Source organism: Streptomyces sp. Tu6071 (genome assembly GCF_000213055.1).
GTDB classification, from domain to species: domain Bacteria; phylum Actinomycetota; class Actinomycetes; order Streptomycetales; family Streptomycetaceae; genus Streptomyces; species Streptomyces evansiae.
This window is the reverse complement of sequence record NZ_CM001165.1, coordinates 603,384-618,681: the sequence shown is the minus strand read 5'-3', so window position 1 is coordinate 618,681 and position 15,298 is coordinate 603,384. Positions and strand designations below refer to the sequence as shown.

Below are 15,298 nucleotides of genomic sequence, written 5' to 3'. Positions count from 1 at the left end.
CTCCCCATAATTCGGTCGCTAAGTGCATGAATATGAATAAAAAGCTCGTCTGTCTGGTCGTTCTCGGTCATTCAATGTCGATGAACGGACGCGGGGAAAAGTCGGCCGTTCCGCCTCCGTGGCGCCTGTCGCCCCGTTATCGGGCCTGTTCGCGAGGGGAGTTGGCGAGCGGGCTCGGCGCGGAGCGGCGCCGGGCCGCGCCGGGGCGGTGGCCGGGTGGCCGTACGACGTGTCCGTGTGGTCCGTGGTGGGGTGTGCGGCTGGTTAGGCTCGCCAAAGTTAGGCAAACCTAAGTCGCCTTGGAGTGCACATGTCCCGCCCCCTCGCTTCCGCACCGTCCCGTCGGCGTGTCCTCGGTTCCGCCGCGGGCATCCTCGCGGCGGCCGGCCTCGCCGCCTGCTCCAGCGACTCGGACGACGGGGGCAAGAAGGGCACCGAGTCCCCGGGCGCCTCGGGGACCCGTACCGTCGACACCGCCAAGGGCAAGGTGAAGATTCCCGCGCGGCCGAAGCGGGTCGTGGCCATCAACGACTTCCCGATGTCGGCGATGTTCGACATGGGACTCACGCCCGCCGGGGTCTTCAACGCCGGTGAGGAGTACGTGCCCGCGCGGGATCTCCAGCGGTGGCGCGCGGTGCCGAAGGTCTCCGACGGGGTCGGCGGCGAGATCCAGGTCGAGAAGGTCGCGGCGCTCCGCCCCGACCTCGTCATCGGCATCGACGCGCAGACCAACCTCCCGTACAAGCAGCTCAGCGCCCTCGCCCCGACCGTCCTGCTGCCCTTCAGCAAGTCGAAGAGCCCGTGGCGCGACATGGCGGAGCAGACCGCCGACGTGCTCGGCGAGCACGGCAGGCTCGACGCGCTCAAGAAGGAGTACGAGGCGAAGGCCGCCGCCGTCCGCGAGAAGCACGCCAAGGCGCTCGCCGCGACGCACTGGGCGCTGCTCCAGGGCGGTTTCGACGAGGGCCAGTGGTGGCTGTACGGGCACGGCTCGCCGATCGGCGGCATCCTCGCCGACGCGGGCGCGGTCTTCTCCTCGGCGAGCCGGCGGCTCGACGTGCAGCAGGCCGTCTCGTACGAGCTGATCGCGAACAAGCTCGCCGACGCCGACGCGGTCTTCTACTACACGACCAACGACGGGAAGCCCGCCAACCTCGGCCCCAAGCTCTTCGCGCAGCCCGCCTTCGAGAAGCTCGCCGCGACGAAGGCCGACAAGCTCTTCGGCAGCATCTACTTCCTGCCCGGCGGCATGCGCGACGCGATCGCCGCGCTCGACGACTTCGACAAGGCGCTGCGGAAGCTGTGAGGCGTGGGCGGAGGCAGCGGGTGCCCCGGTCCGCGCCGCCTCAGTCGCCGCCGCCCTGCCCCTGGCTCGCCGAGAAGTAGGCGCCGGGGGTGCGGCCCGTCTCGTGGCGGAAGGCCGCGACGAACGAGCTGGGCGAGGTGTAGCCGACACGGTGCGCGACCGCCGTCAGCGGGCGGTTGACCGCCATGTGCTCCAGACCCGCCCGCAGCCGGGCCCGCGTGCGCCAGCGCCCGAAGGACAGGCCCGTCTCCGCGCTGAAGAGCCGGGCCAGGGTGCGCGCGCTCGCGCCGACGAGACGGCCCCACTCGTCCAGCGAGCGGGGATCGGCCGGGTGCGCGACGAGCGCCTCGGCGACGCGCAGGGCCCGCTCGTCGCGCGGCATCGGGACCTCGATCGTCGTCACCTCCACGGGCCGCAGCAGATCCGGGAGCAGCGCCTCGGCGCGGGCGCGCGGGCCCGGTTCCAGCGGCGTGTCCGCGAGGTGTGTGATGAGTTCGCGCAGCAGCGGGCCCACCGCGACCACGGTCGGGCCCGGCCGGCGCACGGGGGAGTGCCGGGGCAGGAGGTAGACGCTCCGCATGAGCGCGGGACGCGTCGCGCTCGTCGTGTGCGGGGTCCCCGCCGGTATCCAGAGCGCGAGCGTCGGCGGCAGGACCCAGGAGTGCGCGCCGATGTCCACCGTGAGGGTCCCCGCCGCAGCCCAGGCGAGCTGGTGCGCGGAGTGCTCGTGCCGCTCGAAGCGACGGCCGCCCGGCATCTCGAAGTTCATGACCCGCAGGGCGCCCCGGGAATCACCGGGGACCGCGCCCTTGCCGCCGGGAGCGGGCTCGGCGCCGGGTTGTCTGTTCAGCGACATGGCGCGTCACCGTATCGCACACCCGTCAAACTTAGCCAGCCCTAACCTGAGGCGGGGGCGCCGGGACGGCCTCCCGCTCGTTCGCACGGACGGCCTTCCGCTCGTCCGCACCCCGGACCACGACCGCCCCCGCAGACCACGCCTCCGAAGGTGATGCCCGTGAAGCCCCCCGCCCAGGACGCCCGGCCCGTCGCCCCGCCCCCGCGCGGACCCGGTGCCGTTCTCGCCGCGGCGGCCCGTTCCGTACGGGGCCCGCTGCTCGGCTCGCTCGTCCTGCTCGCGGGGCACCAGGCGGGCGAGGCGCTCGTGCCCGTCGTCGTCGGCGTCGTCGTGGACCGCGCCGTGGACGGAGGGGCGGCGGGGGCGCTGCTCGGCTGCCTCGCCCTGCTCGCCGCCGACTTCCTGTTCCTCTCGCTCTGTTACCGCTTCGGCTCCCGCCTCTCCACCCGCGCGCGCGAACACTCCGCGCACCGCCTCCGTGTCCGGCTCGCGGGGCGCCTCCTCGCCCACGACGACGCGGCCGGCCGCGACCGGCTCCCCGGCGACCTGCTCACCGTCACCGGCTCCGACACGCAGGTGGTCGGCCAGTTCACGAGCTGGCTCGGCATGACGACGGGCAACCTCGTCGCCGTCGGCCTCGGTGCCGCCCTCCTGCTGCGCATGTCCGTCCCCCTCGGAGTCCTCGTCCTCCTCGGCACGCCCGCCGTGCTCCTCCTCATGAACCGCGCGGGCCGTCCGCTGGAGCGCCGGGGCGCCGCCGAGCAGGCCGCCGCCGCGCGCGCCGCGGCGACCGCCGTCGACTACGTGAGCGGACTGCGCGTCCTCAAGGGCCTGCGCGCCGAACGCACCGCGCTGCGCCACTACGAGGGCGTCAATCGCGAGAGCCTGCGCGCGACTGTCACCGCGGCCCGCACCGAAGCGGTGCTCGACGGCGCCGGGACGCTGCTCGCCGGGGTCCTCGTCGCCGCCGTCGCACTCGTCGCCGGGCGCCTCGCGCTCGGTGGGGACCTCGGACTCGGCGACCTCATCGCGTGCGTGGGGCTCTGCCAGTTCCTCCTGGCCCCGATCCAGGGCCTCCTGGAACTCGGCCCCGCGCTCGCCCGCGCCCGCGCGAGCGCGCGCCGCGTCGCCGTCCTCCTCGACGCGCCCGCGCCACCGCCCGGTACGGCCCGGCTGCCCGAGGACGTGCCGGTACGGGGCGAGCTGACGGTACGGGGCCTCGCGCACGAGGCGCTGCGCGGCGTGGACCTGCGCCTCGCCCCCGGCGAACACCTCGGTCTCGTCGTCCCCGAGCCGGTCGCGGCGGCCGAACTCCTCGCCTGCCTCGCGGGCGACCTCGCCCCCGCGCACGGGACGATATGCCTGGACGGCGTGCCCCTGACCGCCCTCGACCGCGCGGAGGCGCGCGGCGCCGTCCTCGTCGCCCCCCACCAGGCGTACCTCTTCGACGGCACGGTCCTCGACAACCTCCGCCCCGACGAGGGGGAGGCCGGGGAGACGGCCACGAGCGCCGACACCGAGGCCCTGCACGCCGCGGCCGCCACGGACCTCGTCGACGGTCTCCCGCACGGCACGGCGACCCGGGTCGGCGAGCGCGGCGCCTTCCTCTCCGGCGGGCAACGCCAGCGCCTCGCCCTGGCCCGCGCGCTGCGCGCCGCGCCGCCCGTACTCGTCCTGCACGACCCGACGACCGCGGTCGACGCGGTGACACAGACCCGTATCGCACGCGGCATCCGCACCCTGCGCGCGGGCCGCACGACCCTTGTCCTCACCTCGTCCCCCGCCCTCCTCGGCGCCTGCGACCGCGTGGCCGTCCTCCGCGAGGGCCGCGTGACCGCGAGCGGCCCGCACACCGCCCTCCTCGCCACCGACAGCTTCTACGGAAAGGTGGTCAGCGCATGAACGCCACGGACGGGACACCGGCGGGGACGGAGGGCCCCGGCGAGCGGGGCGGCCTCGCGGCGCGGACGCGCGCTGTGCCGGGGCCCGCCGCGCCGGCGGGGGAGCCGGGCGGCGGGCGGTCCGCCTCCGGGAGGGACGGGAAGAACGCCGTCCCGCCCCGTGACGGCGACACCCAGCGCTCCCTCCTGCCCACCGCCACCTCGCGGCGTACCTGGGGCGCGGCGCGGGAGTTGACGCGGCCCCACCGGGGGCGGGCGCTCGCGGCCGTCGCCGTGTTCGCCGCGGACGCGGCGGCCGGGCTCGCGGGGCCCTTCGCGCTGGGGTGGATCGTCGACACCGTGCGCGAGGGCGGGACGAGCGGCGCCGTCACCGGGGCCGCGCTCGTGCTGTTCGGGGCCGCGCTGCTCCAGGCCGTCCTGACCGCGACCGGGGCCGGGCTCGTGGCCCGCGTCGGCGAGGGGGCGCTCGCGCGGCTGCGGGAACGGGTCGTCGCCCGCGCCCTCGCGCTGCCCTCACAACGCGTCGAGGAGGCGGGCACGGGCGACCTCGCCGCGCGCATCGGCGACGACGCGGCGCTCGTGGCGCGCGCCGTGCGCGACGTCGTCCCGGGCCTCGCGGGCTCCGCGCTCACGCTCGCCGCGACCCTCGTCGGGCTCACCGCGCTCGACTGGCGCTTCGCCCTCGCGGGGCTGTGCGCCGTACCGATCCAGGCCGCGACCCTGCGCTGGTACCTGCGCCGCTCGACCCCGCTGTACGCGCGCCAGCGCGAAGTCGGCGCCGAACGCGCGCGGCAGACACTCGAATCGGTCTCGGGCGCGGCGACGGTACGGGCCTTCCGGCTCGGCGCCCGCCACACCCGCCGCATCGAGGAGCGCTCCGCCGACGCGGTCGCGTACGCCCAGCGCGCCACGACCCTCCGCTCCCGCTTCTACGGGCGCCTCAACGTCGCCGAGTTCGTCGGCCTCGCGCTCATCCTCGTCGTCGGCCACGTCCTCGTCCGGGACGGCTCCGCGCGCGTCGGCGAGGCGACGGCCGCCGCGCTGCTCTTCGTCCGGCTCTTCGACCCGGTGAACATCCTGCTCGCGCTCGCGGGCACCGCGCAGGAGGCCGCCGCGGGCCTCGCGCGGCTGGTCGGTGTCGCCGACCTCGTAGCGGCGTCGCCGCCAGGAACGTCCGAGGAGGCGCGTACCGCGCCGTCCGCGCCCGGCGCGTACGCCGTCTCCGCCCTCGGCATCCGGCACGACTACCGCCCGGGGCACCCCGTCCTGCACGGCGTCGACCTGCGGCTCGCGCCCGGCGAGCACGTCACGCTCGTCGGGGCGAGCGGCGCGGGCAAGAGCACACTGGCCCGGATCGTCGCCGGGGCCCACGCCCCCACCGCCGGGAGCGTCACCGTACGGGCCGCGGCGGGCGAGGGCCCCCGCGTCCTCCTCGTCGACCAGGACACGCACGTCTTCGCCGGGACCCTCGCCGACAACCTCCTCCTCGCCCGGCCCGGCGCCGCCGCCTCCGACCTCGCCGCCGCGCTCCGGGCCGTCGGCGCCGAGGGCTGGACCCGCGCGCTGCCCGAAGGGCTCGCGACCGTCGTCGGCGCGGGCGGACTGGCGCTCACCCCGCTCCAGGCGCAGCAACTCGCCCTCGCCCGCCTGGTCCTCGCCGACCCGCCGGTCGTCGTCCTCGACGAGGCGGCGGCGGAGGCGGGCAGCGAGGGGGCGCGGGGGCTGGAGAAGGCGGCGGAGGAGGCGATACGGGGCCGCACCGCACTCGTCGTCGCCCACCGGCTGGGGCAGGCAGCACGTGCCGACCGCGTCGCCGTGATGGAGGCGGGCCGCGTCGTCGAGGAGGGCACGCACGCCGGACTCCTCGCGGCGGACGGCGCGTACGCCCGGCTGTGGGCGGCGTGGGCGGCGCGCGGGGCGGAGTGACGGAGGAGGTGGGCGGGGCGCGTTGTCAGTGGGGCGTGCGAGAGTCCCGTACATGCTTGCGATCGTGATCAGGACGGAGCCCGGCGAGAGCCACGAGCGGGTGTCCGCGGAGGGGCTCGCCGGGCTGGTGCGGCGCGTCGGGGGACGCAAGGACCGGTTCCTCGTGCTCGAACGGCTGCCGGACGAACCGGACTTCTACGCCCAGGTGTGGCACGAGGACGAGGGCTCCTACCAGGTGGAGTACCGGGACGGCTCCGCCCGGCGGCACTTCCAGGCGCACACCGACGACGCCGACGCGGTCGCCGCCGCCCTCACCGGCTGGGCCCGCCGCACCCCCGGCTGGGACGCCGCGCTGACATGGAGTCCCCTCGACCTCGGGGAACCGGACGGCCCGGGGGACTCCGCGCCGCACGAGGCGGCTCCCGCGCCGCACGAGGCGGCTCCCGTACCGGACTCGGGGGCTCTGGCACCGGATCAAGAGCCTCCCGCACCGGACGACGCGCCCCCCGCGCCCATCCTTTCCGCCGGGGACCTCACCGAACTGGAGGGTGTCGTCCGCGTCGCCCTGCACGGCGGCTACCGCGACCCCGAGGCCCTCGCCGAACTCGCCGAGGAGCATTTCGTCGCCGACGACCGCCGCCCCGTGACGGCGGCGCAGGCGCGGGCCCTCGTGGACCGGCTGTGGGGCGAACGGCTCGCGGAGCAGGAGGCGTGGCACGGCGAGACCGACCCCGAACGCCTCACGCGCGCCTTCACCGCGCTCGACGCGGCGGGTGTCGTCGCCCGCGAGGACTTCACGTGCTGCCGCTCCTGCGGCATGGGCGAGATCGGCGCGGAGGCCGGCCCGGGGGGAGCGCGGGGCTTCGTGTTCTTCCACGAGCAGTGCACGGACGACGCCGTGACCGGTGGCGGGCTGCGGCTCTACTACGGCGGGTTCGACGACGAGGAGCGCACGACGGCCGCGATCGGGCGCGAGGTGGTGGCCGCGCTCGCCGCCGCGGGACTGCGCACGACGTGGGACGGGAGCCCGGCGCGGGCGATCGAGGTGACGCCGCTGGACTGGCGCCGCCGCCTGCCCGTCGGCTGAGCACCCCTCGCGGCCGTACCGGCCGCCGGGCCGCCGAGGGCGCCTGACATCATTGACCGGCACATGAACGAAAAATGACCCGGGGGGGCCATGGGAACGATCAACACCGCGCTCCGCGAGCTGAGAACCGCGCAGAAGTCCTCGAAAGGCGTCTCGCTCTACTCCCGCTTCGCCAACCGCCCGGCGGGACGCGTCCTCGCCGCCTGCGCCTACGCACTGCGCCTGACACCGAACCAGGTGACGGTGATCAGCGCGCTCTTCAGTTTCGCCGCCGTGGTCGGTCTCGCGATCGGCACCCCGGCCGTGGGCCTCGGGATCCTCGTGTGGCTGGGCCTCGCGATCGGTTTCGCCTTCGACTCGGCGGACGGCCAGCTCGCCCGGCTGCGCGGCGGCGGCAGCGCCGCCGGGGAGTGGCTCGACCACGTGGTCGACTGCGCGAAGATCACCGCCCTGCACACGGCGGTGCTCATCTCCTTCTACCGCCACCCGGACGCCTACGGCATCGACGGCGAGGACGCCTGGCTGCTGCTCCCGCTCGTCTTCCAGTTCGCGGCGGTCGTCACCTTCTTCGGCGGACTCCTCACCGAGAAGCTCACCCCCCGCCCGGCCCCGGGAACGCCCGCCGCGGCCCCCTCGACGCCGCGGGCGATCGCGCTGCTCCCCGTCGACCACGGCATCTTCTGCCTGGTCTTCCTCTTCCTCGGCGCCGGGAGCGGATTCCGCTGGGCCTACGCGGCCCTCGCCCTCGCCGCCGTGCTCTTCCTGCTCGCGTTCCTCGCCAAGTGGTTCAGGGAACTCAGCGCAGTTCGGCGCTGAGCGGCCCGGCGGGCCGCTCGTCCCCCGTGAGCACGTCCAGCGCGCGCCGCAGTTGCGTGCTGGACGTGTGGACGGTGTACGGGAAGTAGACGATGTCCACGCCGACCGCCGCGAAATCGCGCTCCAGCTTGTCCCCCTTCGGCGTGCCCCGCCAGTCGTCGCCCTTGAAGAGGACGTCGAAGCGGACCTGCTTCCAGGTGTCCACCTTGTCCGGCACGGTCTCCACGAAGGCGGCGTCGACGTACTTGACGCTGCGTACGATCTCCAGGCGCTCCACCAGCGGGATCATCGGCCGGCGGCCCTTGGCCTGCTCCAGCATCTCGTCCGAGACGACGCCCGCGACGAGGTAGTCGCAGTGACTCTTCGCGTGCCGAAGGATGTTGAGGTGTCCGATATGAAAGAGATCGTAAGCACCCGGGGCATAACCGACTCGATACGGTCTGTGCTCCGTCATGAAAGAAACCCCCCTGGTCTCGTTCGCACCGTTCGTGCGGTGCGGCTCCGACGATAGCGTGCGCGTTCACTTCGGCGTGAGTGAACGTTTAGGCTAGGAAAGCTTCGCCTGGAGGACCGAGAGGGTCTGTACCTGCGCGAACGCCCGGGGGATTGCAGCGAAATGCTGGGGGAAGGGGAGCGCTGCGTGAGCGCAAATGATCAGAACGGGGACATAGCGGGGCGACGCACCCTGCTGATGGTCTCCACCAACTACGCGCCCGAGCACGCCGGGATCGGCCCGTACGCGACACAGATCGCCGAGCACTGGGCCGCTTCGGGTCATGAGACGCACGTCCTCGCCGGGATGCCGCACTACCCCTCGTGGAGCCTCGACCCCGAGTACGCCGGTGCCTGGCGGCGCACCGAGCAGCGCGCGGGCGTCACCGTGCACCGCCGCAGGCACACCGTGCCGCCCCGCCAGACCGCCGTGCGCCGCGCCCTGTTCGAGGGCTCGATCCTCCTGCACGGCGCCGTCGCCCCGCCCCGTATGCCGCGCCCGGACGCCGTGCACGCGCAGATGCCGAGCCTCGCGGGCGGCGTGCTCGCCGCACGCCTCGCGCACCGCTGGAAGGTCCCGTACGTCCCCGTCGTCCAGGACCTCATGGGCGCCGCCGCCGCGCAGAGCGGCATCAGCGGCGGCGACCGCGCCGCCAAGGTCGCCGCGCGCGCCGAGTCGTTCGCGCTGCGCCGTGCGACCCTCGTCGGCATCATCCACGAGACCTTCCGCGCCAAGGTCGAGGCCCTCGGCGTCGCCCCCGAGCGCGTCCGCCTCGTGCCCAACTGGTCCCACGTCACGAGCCCCACGGGCGACCGCGAGGCGACCCGTGCGCGGCTCGGCTGGGCCCCCGGCGAGACCGTCGTCGTGCACTCGGGGAACATGGGCCTCAAGCAGGGCCTCGAAGTCCTCGTCGAGTCCGCCCGCCGCGACCCCGCCGTCCGCTTCGTGCTCATGGGCGACGGCAACCAGCGCGCCCACCTCGAAGAACTCGGCCGGGGCGTGCCCAACCTGGACTTCCTGCCGCCCGCCGACGACGCCGACTTCATGGACGTCCTCGCCGCCGCGGACGTCCTCGCGGTCACGCAGCGCGCCTCCGTCCTCGACATGAGCGTGCCCTCGAAGCTGACCTCGTACTTCGCCGCAGCGCGTCCCGTCATCGCCTCGGTCGCCGCCGAGGGCGGCACCGCGCACGAGGTGCTGCGCTCGGGCGCGGGCCTCCTCGTCGCCCCCGAGGACCCCGACGCGGTGCTCGAGGAAGTGCGTAGACTCGCCGACGACCCGGCGCGGGCCCGGGTACTGGGGGACGCGGGACCGCGCCACGTCGCGGCCCACCTGACGCGCGCGGCGGGACTCGCCCGCATCGACGCACTCATCGAAGAGGCTCTGGGGGTTTGGCGCACATGACCGACTCGCACGTCAGTCCGGCGGGGGACGAACCGGAACTACTGCGCGACCAGTTCCGGCAGCTTCTTCGCTACCGCTGGCTGATCGGCGGGGGCATCGGGATCGGCCTGATCGGCGGTGCCTACCTCGGCATCACCTCGGCGGACTCGTACGCGGCCAACAGCGACATCGTCGTCCGCACCCCCACCACCAACCCCTTCGACAGCTCCACCGCGCCCGACAAGAGCGTCAACATGAACACCGAGCGCCAGACGGCGCTCTCCTCCAACGTCGCCCAGATCGCCGCGAAGAAGCTCAAGGACGGCACCTCGGCGCGCACGCTCAAGAAGGGGCTCCAGGTCACCACGCCCCCGCAGAGCCTCACGCTGCGCTTCACGTACACCGCGGACTCGCCCGAGGCCGCCGCGCGCGGTGCCAACGCGCTCGCCGACGCGTACCTGTCGGCGAGCGAGAAGAAGTGGTCCGACCTGCGCGACAGCATGGTCGCCCGGCTCAAGAAGCAGATCGACCCGCTCGGCAAGCAGCAGAACGAGCTGGCGCAGCAACTGGACGCGATGACGAAGGGCACCTCCGCCTACGACGCCCAGCAGACCGCGAACGTCAACCTCAAGAGCCGCATCAGCACCCTCCAGAACCAGCGCGACACCCTCATGGGCCTCGACATGGCCGCGGGCTCCGTCACGCAGGAGGCCACCCCGCCGACCGGCTCGGACGGCCTCGGCCTCGTCATATCCCTCGCGCTCGGCGGCGCCTTCGGCATCGCCTTCGGTCTCCTCGCCGCCTGGGTGCGGCTCGTCTTCGACCCCTCGCCGCGCTCCACGGGCGACGTCGCCCGCGCCGTGCGCGCCCCCGTGCTCGGCTCGCTCCCGCGCGGCGCCGCGAAGGGCCTCCTCGCCGTCGACCAGACCGGCTCGCGCACCGCCGAGGAGTACCGCTCGATCGCCTTCCGGCTCGCCTACGACGCGCGCTTCGCCGACCGCCGCCGCCTCCTCGTCGTCGCGGCCCGTGACGCGAGCGCCCAGGCGGCCACCTCCGTCGCCACCAACCTCGCCGCCTCCTTCGCCGAGACCGGCAAGGACGTCCTCCTCGTCGAGGCGGACCTGCGCGCCCCCGGCCTCTCCGCCCGTCTGCACACGACCGCGGGCCGCCCCGGCTGGAGCCTGCCCGCCGACACCGACGACAACGGCTGGCCCGCTACCCGCCCGCTCACCGTGGACGCGGGCGAGGCGGGCTCCTTCGACCTCGTCGCGGGCCAGCGCGTGCGCAACGTGGCCCGCGCGCTCACGTCGACCCGCACCACCCAGCTCATCGAGGACGCCGACGAGAGCGGATCGACCGTCGTCGTCCTCGCCCCGCCCGTCCTCTCCTACGCCGACGCGCTCGCGCTCGTCGACCGCGTCGACGGCGTCGTCATCGTCTGCGACCTGCGCAGCGTGCACCGCACCGAACTCGTCCGCATCCGCGAGCTGATCGTCGGTGCGGGCGGCACGGTGCTCGGCGCGGTCACCCACGACGAGGGCGGGCACCCGGCCAGGGACAGGGGCGCGGCCAAGGGCAGCGGACGCCGCGCGGCGGGCAGTGAACTGCCGCCCCCGGCCCCGCGCCCGGCACCCCCCGTCGAGCAGCGCCTCGGCGACGGCACCGAGACCGTGACGCTGCGGCAGCTGCGGCCCGAGGACCTGCGGACGGGCGACAAGAGATGAGACGCTCGGCCACGGTCGCCGCGTCCGTACTCGACCAGGCCGCCTCCAGCCTGACCAACATCCTGGTCCTGGTGATCGTGGCCCGCGTCTCGACGGCCGCCGGCTTCGCCGCCTTCTCCATGGTCTACGTGACCTTCACGGTCCTGCTCGGCCTCAACATGTCCTACGTGGGACAGGTCGTCGTCCTGGAGAAGGGCGGCGCGCGCGCTCTCGCCGCCGCCTGCCGCTCCGCGACCGCCTTCACCGCGCTCGCCTCGCTGCTCGCCGGAGCCCTGCTCGTGGCGGGCGGCGCGGCCGTCGGCGGCACCTCCGGCACGGCCTTCGCCGCGCTCGGCGCCGTCCTGCCGCTCGCGCTGCTCCAGGACGGACTGCGCTACTCCTTCTCCGCGCTGCGCGTCCCGCACCGCGCGCTCGCGGCGGACACGCTGCGCCTCGTGTGCGTCGTGCCCGCGCTCGCCCTCCAGCCGCACCACGCGAGCCCCGCCCGCATGGTCCTGGCCTGGGGCCTGTCGGCGCTCCCCGCGCTGCTCCTCGCGCTCGCGCTGCTGCGCCCGTACGTGCGCGACACCCGCGCCCGCCTGTCCACCTACCTCGGCCGCGGCCACCTCGGGCGGCGCTTCGTCGTCGAGTTCGCCGTCGGCAACGCCTCCAGCCAGCTCGCCGTCCTCGGCCTCGGCCTCTTCGCGAACCCGCTCGCGGTCGGCGCGCTGCGCGGGGCGACGACCCTCTTCGGGCCGCTCAACGTCCTCTTCAACTCCGTCAACGCCTTCGGCCCGCCGATCCTCGGCCGCTTCGGCGGCCGTCGCGCGACCGCCCGTGCCGCCGCCCTGCTCGGCGCCGTGCTCGGCTGCGTCGCCCTCGGCTGGGCGCTGCTCCTGTACGCGCTCCCCGCGAGCGCGGGCAAGCACCTGCTCGGTGCCACGTGGGAGGCGACCGCGAAGCTCCTGCCCGCGACGGGCGGCCAGTACGCCGTCATGGCGCTCGGCACCTGCGCGCTCGTCACCCTCCGTGTGCTCAGCCCCCGCGCGACGCTCTCCCTCCAGGTCGTCTTCTCGCTTCTGTCGGTCGCCTTCATGCTCGGCGGCTACGCCCTCATGGGCGTTCAGGGCGCCGCGTGGGGACTCGCGCTCGGCTCCGCGCTCAAGGCGGTCGGCGCCTGGAACCGCGTACGGAGGCTCCCCGAGCACCCGCCCACGGCGGCCCCGGACCCGGACGACCGGCAGGAACCGGCGGCGGCCTGAGCGCACGCGCATCGGCGGGCCGGGGGGACTTGACCTGGAGCGCGCTCCAGATCCGAGCATGGCCGTCATGGACCACAGCGAACCCGTGATCATCCTCGGCACCATGGACTTCGGCACGCGCGTCGACCGCGCGCGTGCCTTCGCCCTCCTCGACGCCTTCGTCGCCAGCGGCGGCGTCTGGCTCGACACCGCGAACTGCTACTCCTTCTGGTCCGACCCGACCGGCGCGGGAGGCGCGAGCGAACGCGTCATCGGCGCCTGGCTCCGGGCCCGCCCCGGAGCCCGCGAGACCGTGCGCATCGCCACCAAGGTCCGGCAGAACCCCCTCGTGCCGCACTCCTGGCCCGAGAGCGCGGAGGGCCTGTCGGCACGCGCGGTACGGGACGGCGTGGCGGGCAGCCTCGCCCGTCTCGGCACCGACCGCGTCGACCTCCTGTGGGCGCACGCGGAGGACCGCTCCGTACCGCTCGACGAGACCGTCGGCGCCTTCGGTGAACTGGTCGCCGGGGGAGTGGCCCTGCGGATCGGCGCCGCGAACCACCCCGCCTGGCGCGTCGAGCGCGCCCGCTCCCTCGCCCGGGCCCGGGGAGTGGCGCCGTGGACGGCGCTGCAACTGCGCCACTCGCTCCTCCAGCCGCGCCCCCTCACCCCCGTCGCCGAGGCGGGACACCGCTTCCTGACCCCCGACGACCTCGACCTCGCCCGCGCGGACGGACTCGACGTGTGGGCGTACAGCGCGCTGCTGTGGGGTTCCTACGGACGCGCGGACAAGCCGCTGCCCGCGACCTACGGTCACCCCGGGACCTCCCGCGTGCTCGCGGTGCTCGACGGGATCGCCGGAGAACTCGGCGTCACGCGCAACCAGGTCGTCCTGGCCTGGCTGCGCGGCCAGGGGATCGCCCCCATTGTCGGCGCGAGCCGCGTGGAGCACGTCACCGAGGCACTCGCCGCCCGCGACGTACGGCTCGACGAGGGGCACCTCAAGCGCTTCGCCGAGGCGCGGTAACGGCGGCGGGCGCGCAGCCGCGAGCGGCCGGCGCGCCCGGAGCCGCGCCACCCCAGAACGCCCCACGAGCCGCCCAAGGAGCCCCATGAGCAGTACCCTCACCCCGGCCGCCGCCGTCGAGCGCACCGGCGTCCCGCTCGACACCCTGCGCTACTACGAGCGCGAGGGGCTCATCGGGCCGATCCGGCGCTCGGGCGGCGGGCACCGGGAGTACACCGAGGACGACGTCTTCTGGATCGGCCTCGTCACGTGCTTCCGCGACGCCGGCCTCGGCATCGCGGACCTCCGCGCGTTCGTCGCGATGCTGCGCGCCGAGCACCCGGCCGCTGACCGCGTCGGCTTCCTGCGCGCGCGCCGCGCCGCGCTGGAGGAACGCGTCGAGGCGCTGCGCCGGGCGATAGGCGTCCTGGACGACAAGATCACGTACTACAGCTGAGCGGGGGCGGGCGCCCGCGCAACGGGCGTCCACCGGCGGCCGGTGAGCGCTCCCGCCGCCGGAGGTGCGGGAGGCCGGCGACGGGCCGCGGGTGTCAGTCCTGGACCGGTGTGCCCGGAGTGATGTCGTACGCCTTCTGCACGAGGGCGGGCCGGCCGCCGTCGTTGAGCCGCCGGTCCCACAGGGCGTCAACCTGTGCGCGGGCCTGCGGCTCCATCTCTTCGGGCAGCAGGTTGCGGTAGCGCCGGTCCTCGCCGAGCAGCACCCGTACCGTGCGCGCGTAGACCGGCTCGGGGTCGTACTGCTCGTGCGGGAAGGCCAGCTCGGCGTAGTCGTAGAGGCGGTCGGCGGGGTCGTCGCGCCATTCCCTCCATGTCTCGAACATCGTGTCGTTGAAGCCGGTCAGGAAAGGACCGGGGTTGATCGTGGCGACCGTGACGCCGAACTCGGCCAGCTCCTGGTCCAGCGCGTCGGCGAACGCCTCCACCGCGTGCTTCGATCCGGCGTACGCCCCGGTGAACGGGTCGACGGTGAGTCCGGCGACCGAGGACATGAAGACGATCCGCCCCCTGCGGCGCGCCGCCATCCGGCGGGCGATGCCCTGCGTGAGCAGGACAGGCCCGAAGACGTTCACCTCGAACTGGCGGCGCAGCCGCTCCTCGGGGATGTCGGCGGTGGCACCGCCTTCGGAGACGCCCGCGTTGTTGAGGAGGACCTCGACGTCCCAGGACCAGGCGTTCTCGCGGTCGCCGGGATCGGTCACGTCGAGTTTCTCGACGCGCAGCTCGACGCCCCGCTCCCGCGCCTCGGCACGGACCGCCGTCACCTGGGCGATGATCTCCACACCCGCGATCACCTGGTGCCCGGCCGCCGCGAGCCGCAGCGCGACCTCCTTGCCGAAGCCGCTGCCCGCTCCGGTGATGAGAATCGGTCCCGCCATGATGGTTGAGCCTTCCTGCGCTGGTGTCCGGCCTGTCCACGAGGCCGCCGCCCCTGCCGCCGCCACCCGCGTCCGCGACGGCGACGCCGCCGGGAGAGCGGCACAAGACAGACGGTAGGTCCTGCGACGTCAGAACGCCTTTCGGCGCGAGCACCCCGTACTCCTCTGCGGCCGAACGACCGT

Annotated in this window: 13 protein-coding genes; 10 read left to right on the top strand and 3 right to left on the bottom strand. The window is 74.6% G+C overall.

The window, feature by feature from the left end; genetic code table 11:
• The first annotated feature begins 310 nt into the window (after positions 1-310).
• The gene (locus tag STTU_RS02530) at positions 311-1,306 is read left to right on the top strand and encodes an ABC transporter substrate-binding protein (protein WP_007819517.1); all 996 of its coding nucleotides are present in this window, start codon (positions 311-313) and stop codon (positions 1,304-1,306) included.
• A 40-nt stretch (positions 1,307-1,346) separates the two neighbouring features.
• Here STTU_RS02530 and STTU_RS02525 read toward each other — a convergent pair whose 3' ends face one another.
• Positions 1,347-2,162 (bottom strand): AraC family transcriptional regulator, encoded by an 816-nt coding sequence (locus STTU_RS02525; protein WP_007819516.1) that lies wholly within the window; start codon positions 2,160-2,162, stop codon positions 1,347-1,349.
• Positions 2,163-2,315: 153 nt separating this feature from the next.
• Here STTU_RS02525 and STTU_RS02520 point away from each other — a divergent pair, with 153 nt between their 5' ends.
• The 4 genes from STTU_RS02520 to STTU_RS02505 all read left to right on the top strand — a co-directional run bounded on the left by STTU_RS02520 (position 2,316) and on the right by STTU_RS02505 (position 7,892).
• A complete protein-coding gene (locus STTU_RS02520) occupies positions 2,316-4,064 on the top strand; it encodes an ABC transporter ATP-binding protein (protein WP_063894595.1) in 1,749 nt (582 codons plus the stop codon).
• Positions 4,061-5,989 carry an ABC transporter ATP-binding protein gene (locus STTU_RS02515; RefSeq protein WP_063894594.1) on the top strand — a complete coding sequence of 643 codons (1,929 nt, stop codon included), beginning with the start codon at positions 4,061-4,063 and terminating at the stop codon, positions 5,987-5,989. Before STTU_RS02520 ends, STTU_RS02515 begins: the two co-directional genes overlap by 4 nt.
• Before the next feature lie 52 nt (positions 5,990-6,041).
• Positions 6,042-7,076, top strand: a complete 1,035-nt coding sequence (locus STTU_RS02510) for a DUF6891 domain-containing protein (RefSeq protein ID WP_007819513.1) — start codon at positions 6,042-6,044, stop codon at positions 7,074-7,076.
• Positions 7,077-7,166: 90 nt separating this feature from the next.
• Positions 7,167-7,892: a CDP-alcohol phosphatidyltransferase family protein gene (locus STTU_RS02505; RefSeq protein WP_007819512.1), complete on the top strand. Its 726-nt coding sequence runs from the start codon at positions 7,167-7,169 to the stop codon at positions 7,890-7,892.
• Here STTU_RS02505 and STTU_RS02500 read toward each other — a convergent pair.
• Complete coding sequence (locus STTU_RS02500; RefSeq protein WP_009070361.1) at positions 7,873-8,346, bottom strand: adenylyltransferase/cytidyltransferase family protein; 474 nt, start codon at positions 8,344-8,346, stop codon at positions 7,873-7,875. The genes STTU_RS02505 and STTU_RS02500 overlap by 20 nt on opposite strands.
• Positions 8,347-8,583: 237 nt before the next feature.
• Between STTU_RS02500 and STTU_RS02495 the strand changes: the two genes are divergently transcribed.
• The 5 genes from STTU_RS02495 to STTU_RS02475 all read left to right on the top strand — a co-directional run bounded on the left by STTU_RS02495 (position 8,584) and on the right by STTU_RS02475 (position 14,175).
• Entirely contained in the window at positions 8,584-9,789 is a 1,206-nt protein-coding gene (locus STTU_RS02495) for a glycosyltransferase family 4 protein (protein ID WP_007819511.1), read from the top strand.
• On the top strand, positions 9,786-11,492 hold the full coding sequence (locus STTU_RS02490; RefSeq protein WP_043253867.1) for a tyrosine-protein kinase domain-containing protein: 1,707 nt from the start codon (positions 9,786-9,788) through the stop codon (positions 11,490-11,492). The genes STTU_RS02495 and STTU_RS02490 overlap by 4 nt, the downstream gene beginning before the upstream one ends.
• Positions 11,489-12,733, top strand: a complete 1,245-nt coding sequence (locus STTU_RS02485; RefSeq protein WP_043253865.1) for a hypothetical protein — start codon at positions 11,489-11,491, stop codon at positions 12,731-12,733. Before STTU_RS02490 ends, STTU_RS02485 begins: the two co-directional genes overlap by 4 nt.
• A 58-nt stretch (positions 12,734-12,791) precedes the next feature.
• Positions 12,792-13,739: an aldo/keto reductase gene (locus STTU_RS02480; protein ID WP_007819508.1), complete on the top strand. Its 948-nt coding sequence runs from the start codon at positions 12,792-12,794 to the stop codon at positions 13,737-13,739.
• An 85-nt stretch (positions 13,740-13,824) separates the two neighbouring features.
• Positions 13,825-14,175 carry a MerR family transcriptional regulator gene (locus STTU_RS02475; protein ID WP_007819507.1) on the top strand — a complete coding sequence of 117 codons (351 nt, stop codon included), beginning with the start codon at positions 13,825-13,827 and terminating at the stop codon, positions 14,173-14,175.
• A gap of 94 nt (positions 14,176-14,269) precedes the next feature.
• Here the strand turns inward: STTU_RS02475 and STTU_RS02470 are convergent, their stop codons facing one another.
• A complete protein-coding gene (locus tag STTU_RS02470; RefSeq protein WP_007819506.1) occupies positions 14,270-15,115 on the bottom strand; it encodes an SDR family oxidoreductase in 846 nt (281 codons plus the stop codon).
• Between the last annotated feature and the right edge of the window lie 183 nt (positions 15,116-15,298).

Coding starts and splice junctions, on each gene's coding strand:
- STTU_RS02530 (WP_007819517.1), top strand. CDS start 311: ATGTCCCGCCCCCTCGCTTCCGCACCGTCCCGTCGGCGTGTCCTCGGT.
- STTU_RS02500 (WP_009070361.1), bottom strand. CDS start 8,346: ATGACGGAGCACAGACCGTATCGAGTCGGTTATGCCCCGGGTGCTTAC.
- STTU_RS02475 (WP_007819507.1), top strand. CDS start 13,825: ATGAGCAGTACCCTCACCCCGGCCGCCGCCGTCGAGCGCACCGGCGTC.
- STTU_RS02470 (WP_007819506.1), bottom strand. CDS start 15,115: ATGGCGGGACCGATTCTCATCACCGGAGCGGGCAGCGGCTTCGGCAAG.
- STTU_RS02525 (WP_007819516.1), bottom strand. CDS start 2,162: ATGTCGCTGAACAGACAACCCGGCGCCGAGCCCGCTCCCGGCGGCAAG.
- STTU_RS02485 (WP_043253865.1), top strand. CDS start 11,489: ATGAGACGCTCGGCCACGGTCGCCGCGTCCGTACTCGACCAGGCCGCC.
- STTU_RS02505 (WP_007819512.1), top strand. CDS start 7,167: ATGGGAACGATCAACACCGCGCTCCGCGAGCTGAGAACCGCGCAGAAG.
- STTU_RS02490 (WP_043253867.1), top strand. CDS start 9,786: ATGACCGACTCGCACGTCAGTCCGGCGGGGGACGAACCGGAACTACTG.
- STTU_RS02480 (WP_007819508.1), top strand. CDS start 12,792: ATGGCCGTCATGGACCACAGCGAACCCGTGATCATCCTCGGCACCATG.
- STTU_RS02520 (WP_063894595.1), top strand. CDS start 2,316: ATGCCCGTGAAGCCCCCCGCCCAGGACGCCCGGCCCGTCGCCCCGCCC.
- STTU_RS02515 (WP_063894594.1), top strand. CDS start 4,061: ATGAACGCCACGGACGGGACACCGGCGGGGACGGAGGGCCCCGGCGAG.
- STTU_RS02510 (WP_007819513.1), top strand. CDS start 6,042: ATGCTTGCGATCGTGATCAGGACGGAGCCCGGCGAGAGCCACGAGCGG.
- STTU_RS02495 (WP_007819511.1), top strand. CDS start 8,584: ATGGTCTCCACCAACTACGCGCCCGAGCACGCCGGGATCGGCCCGTAC.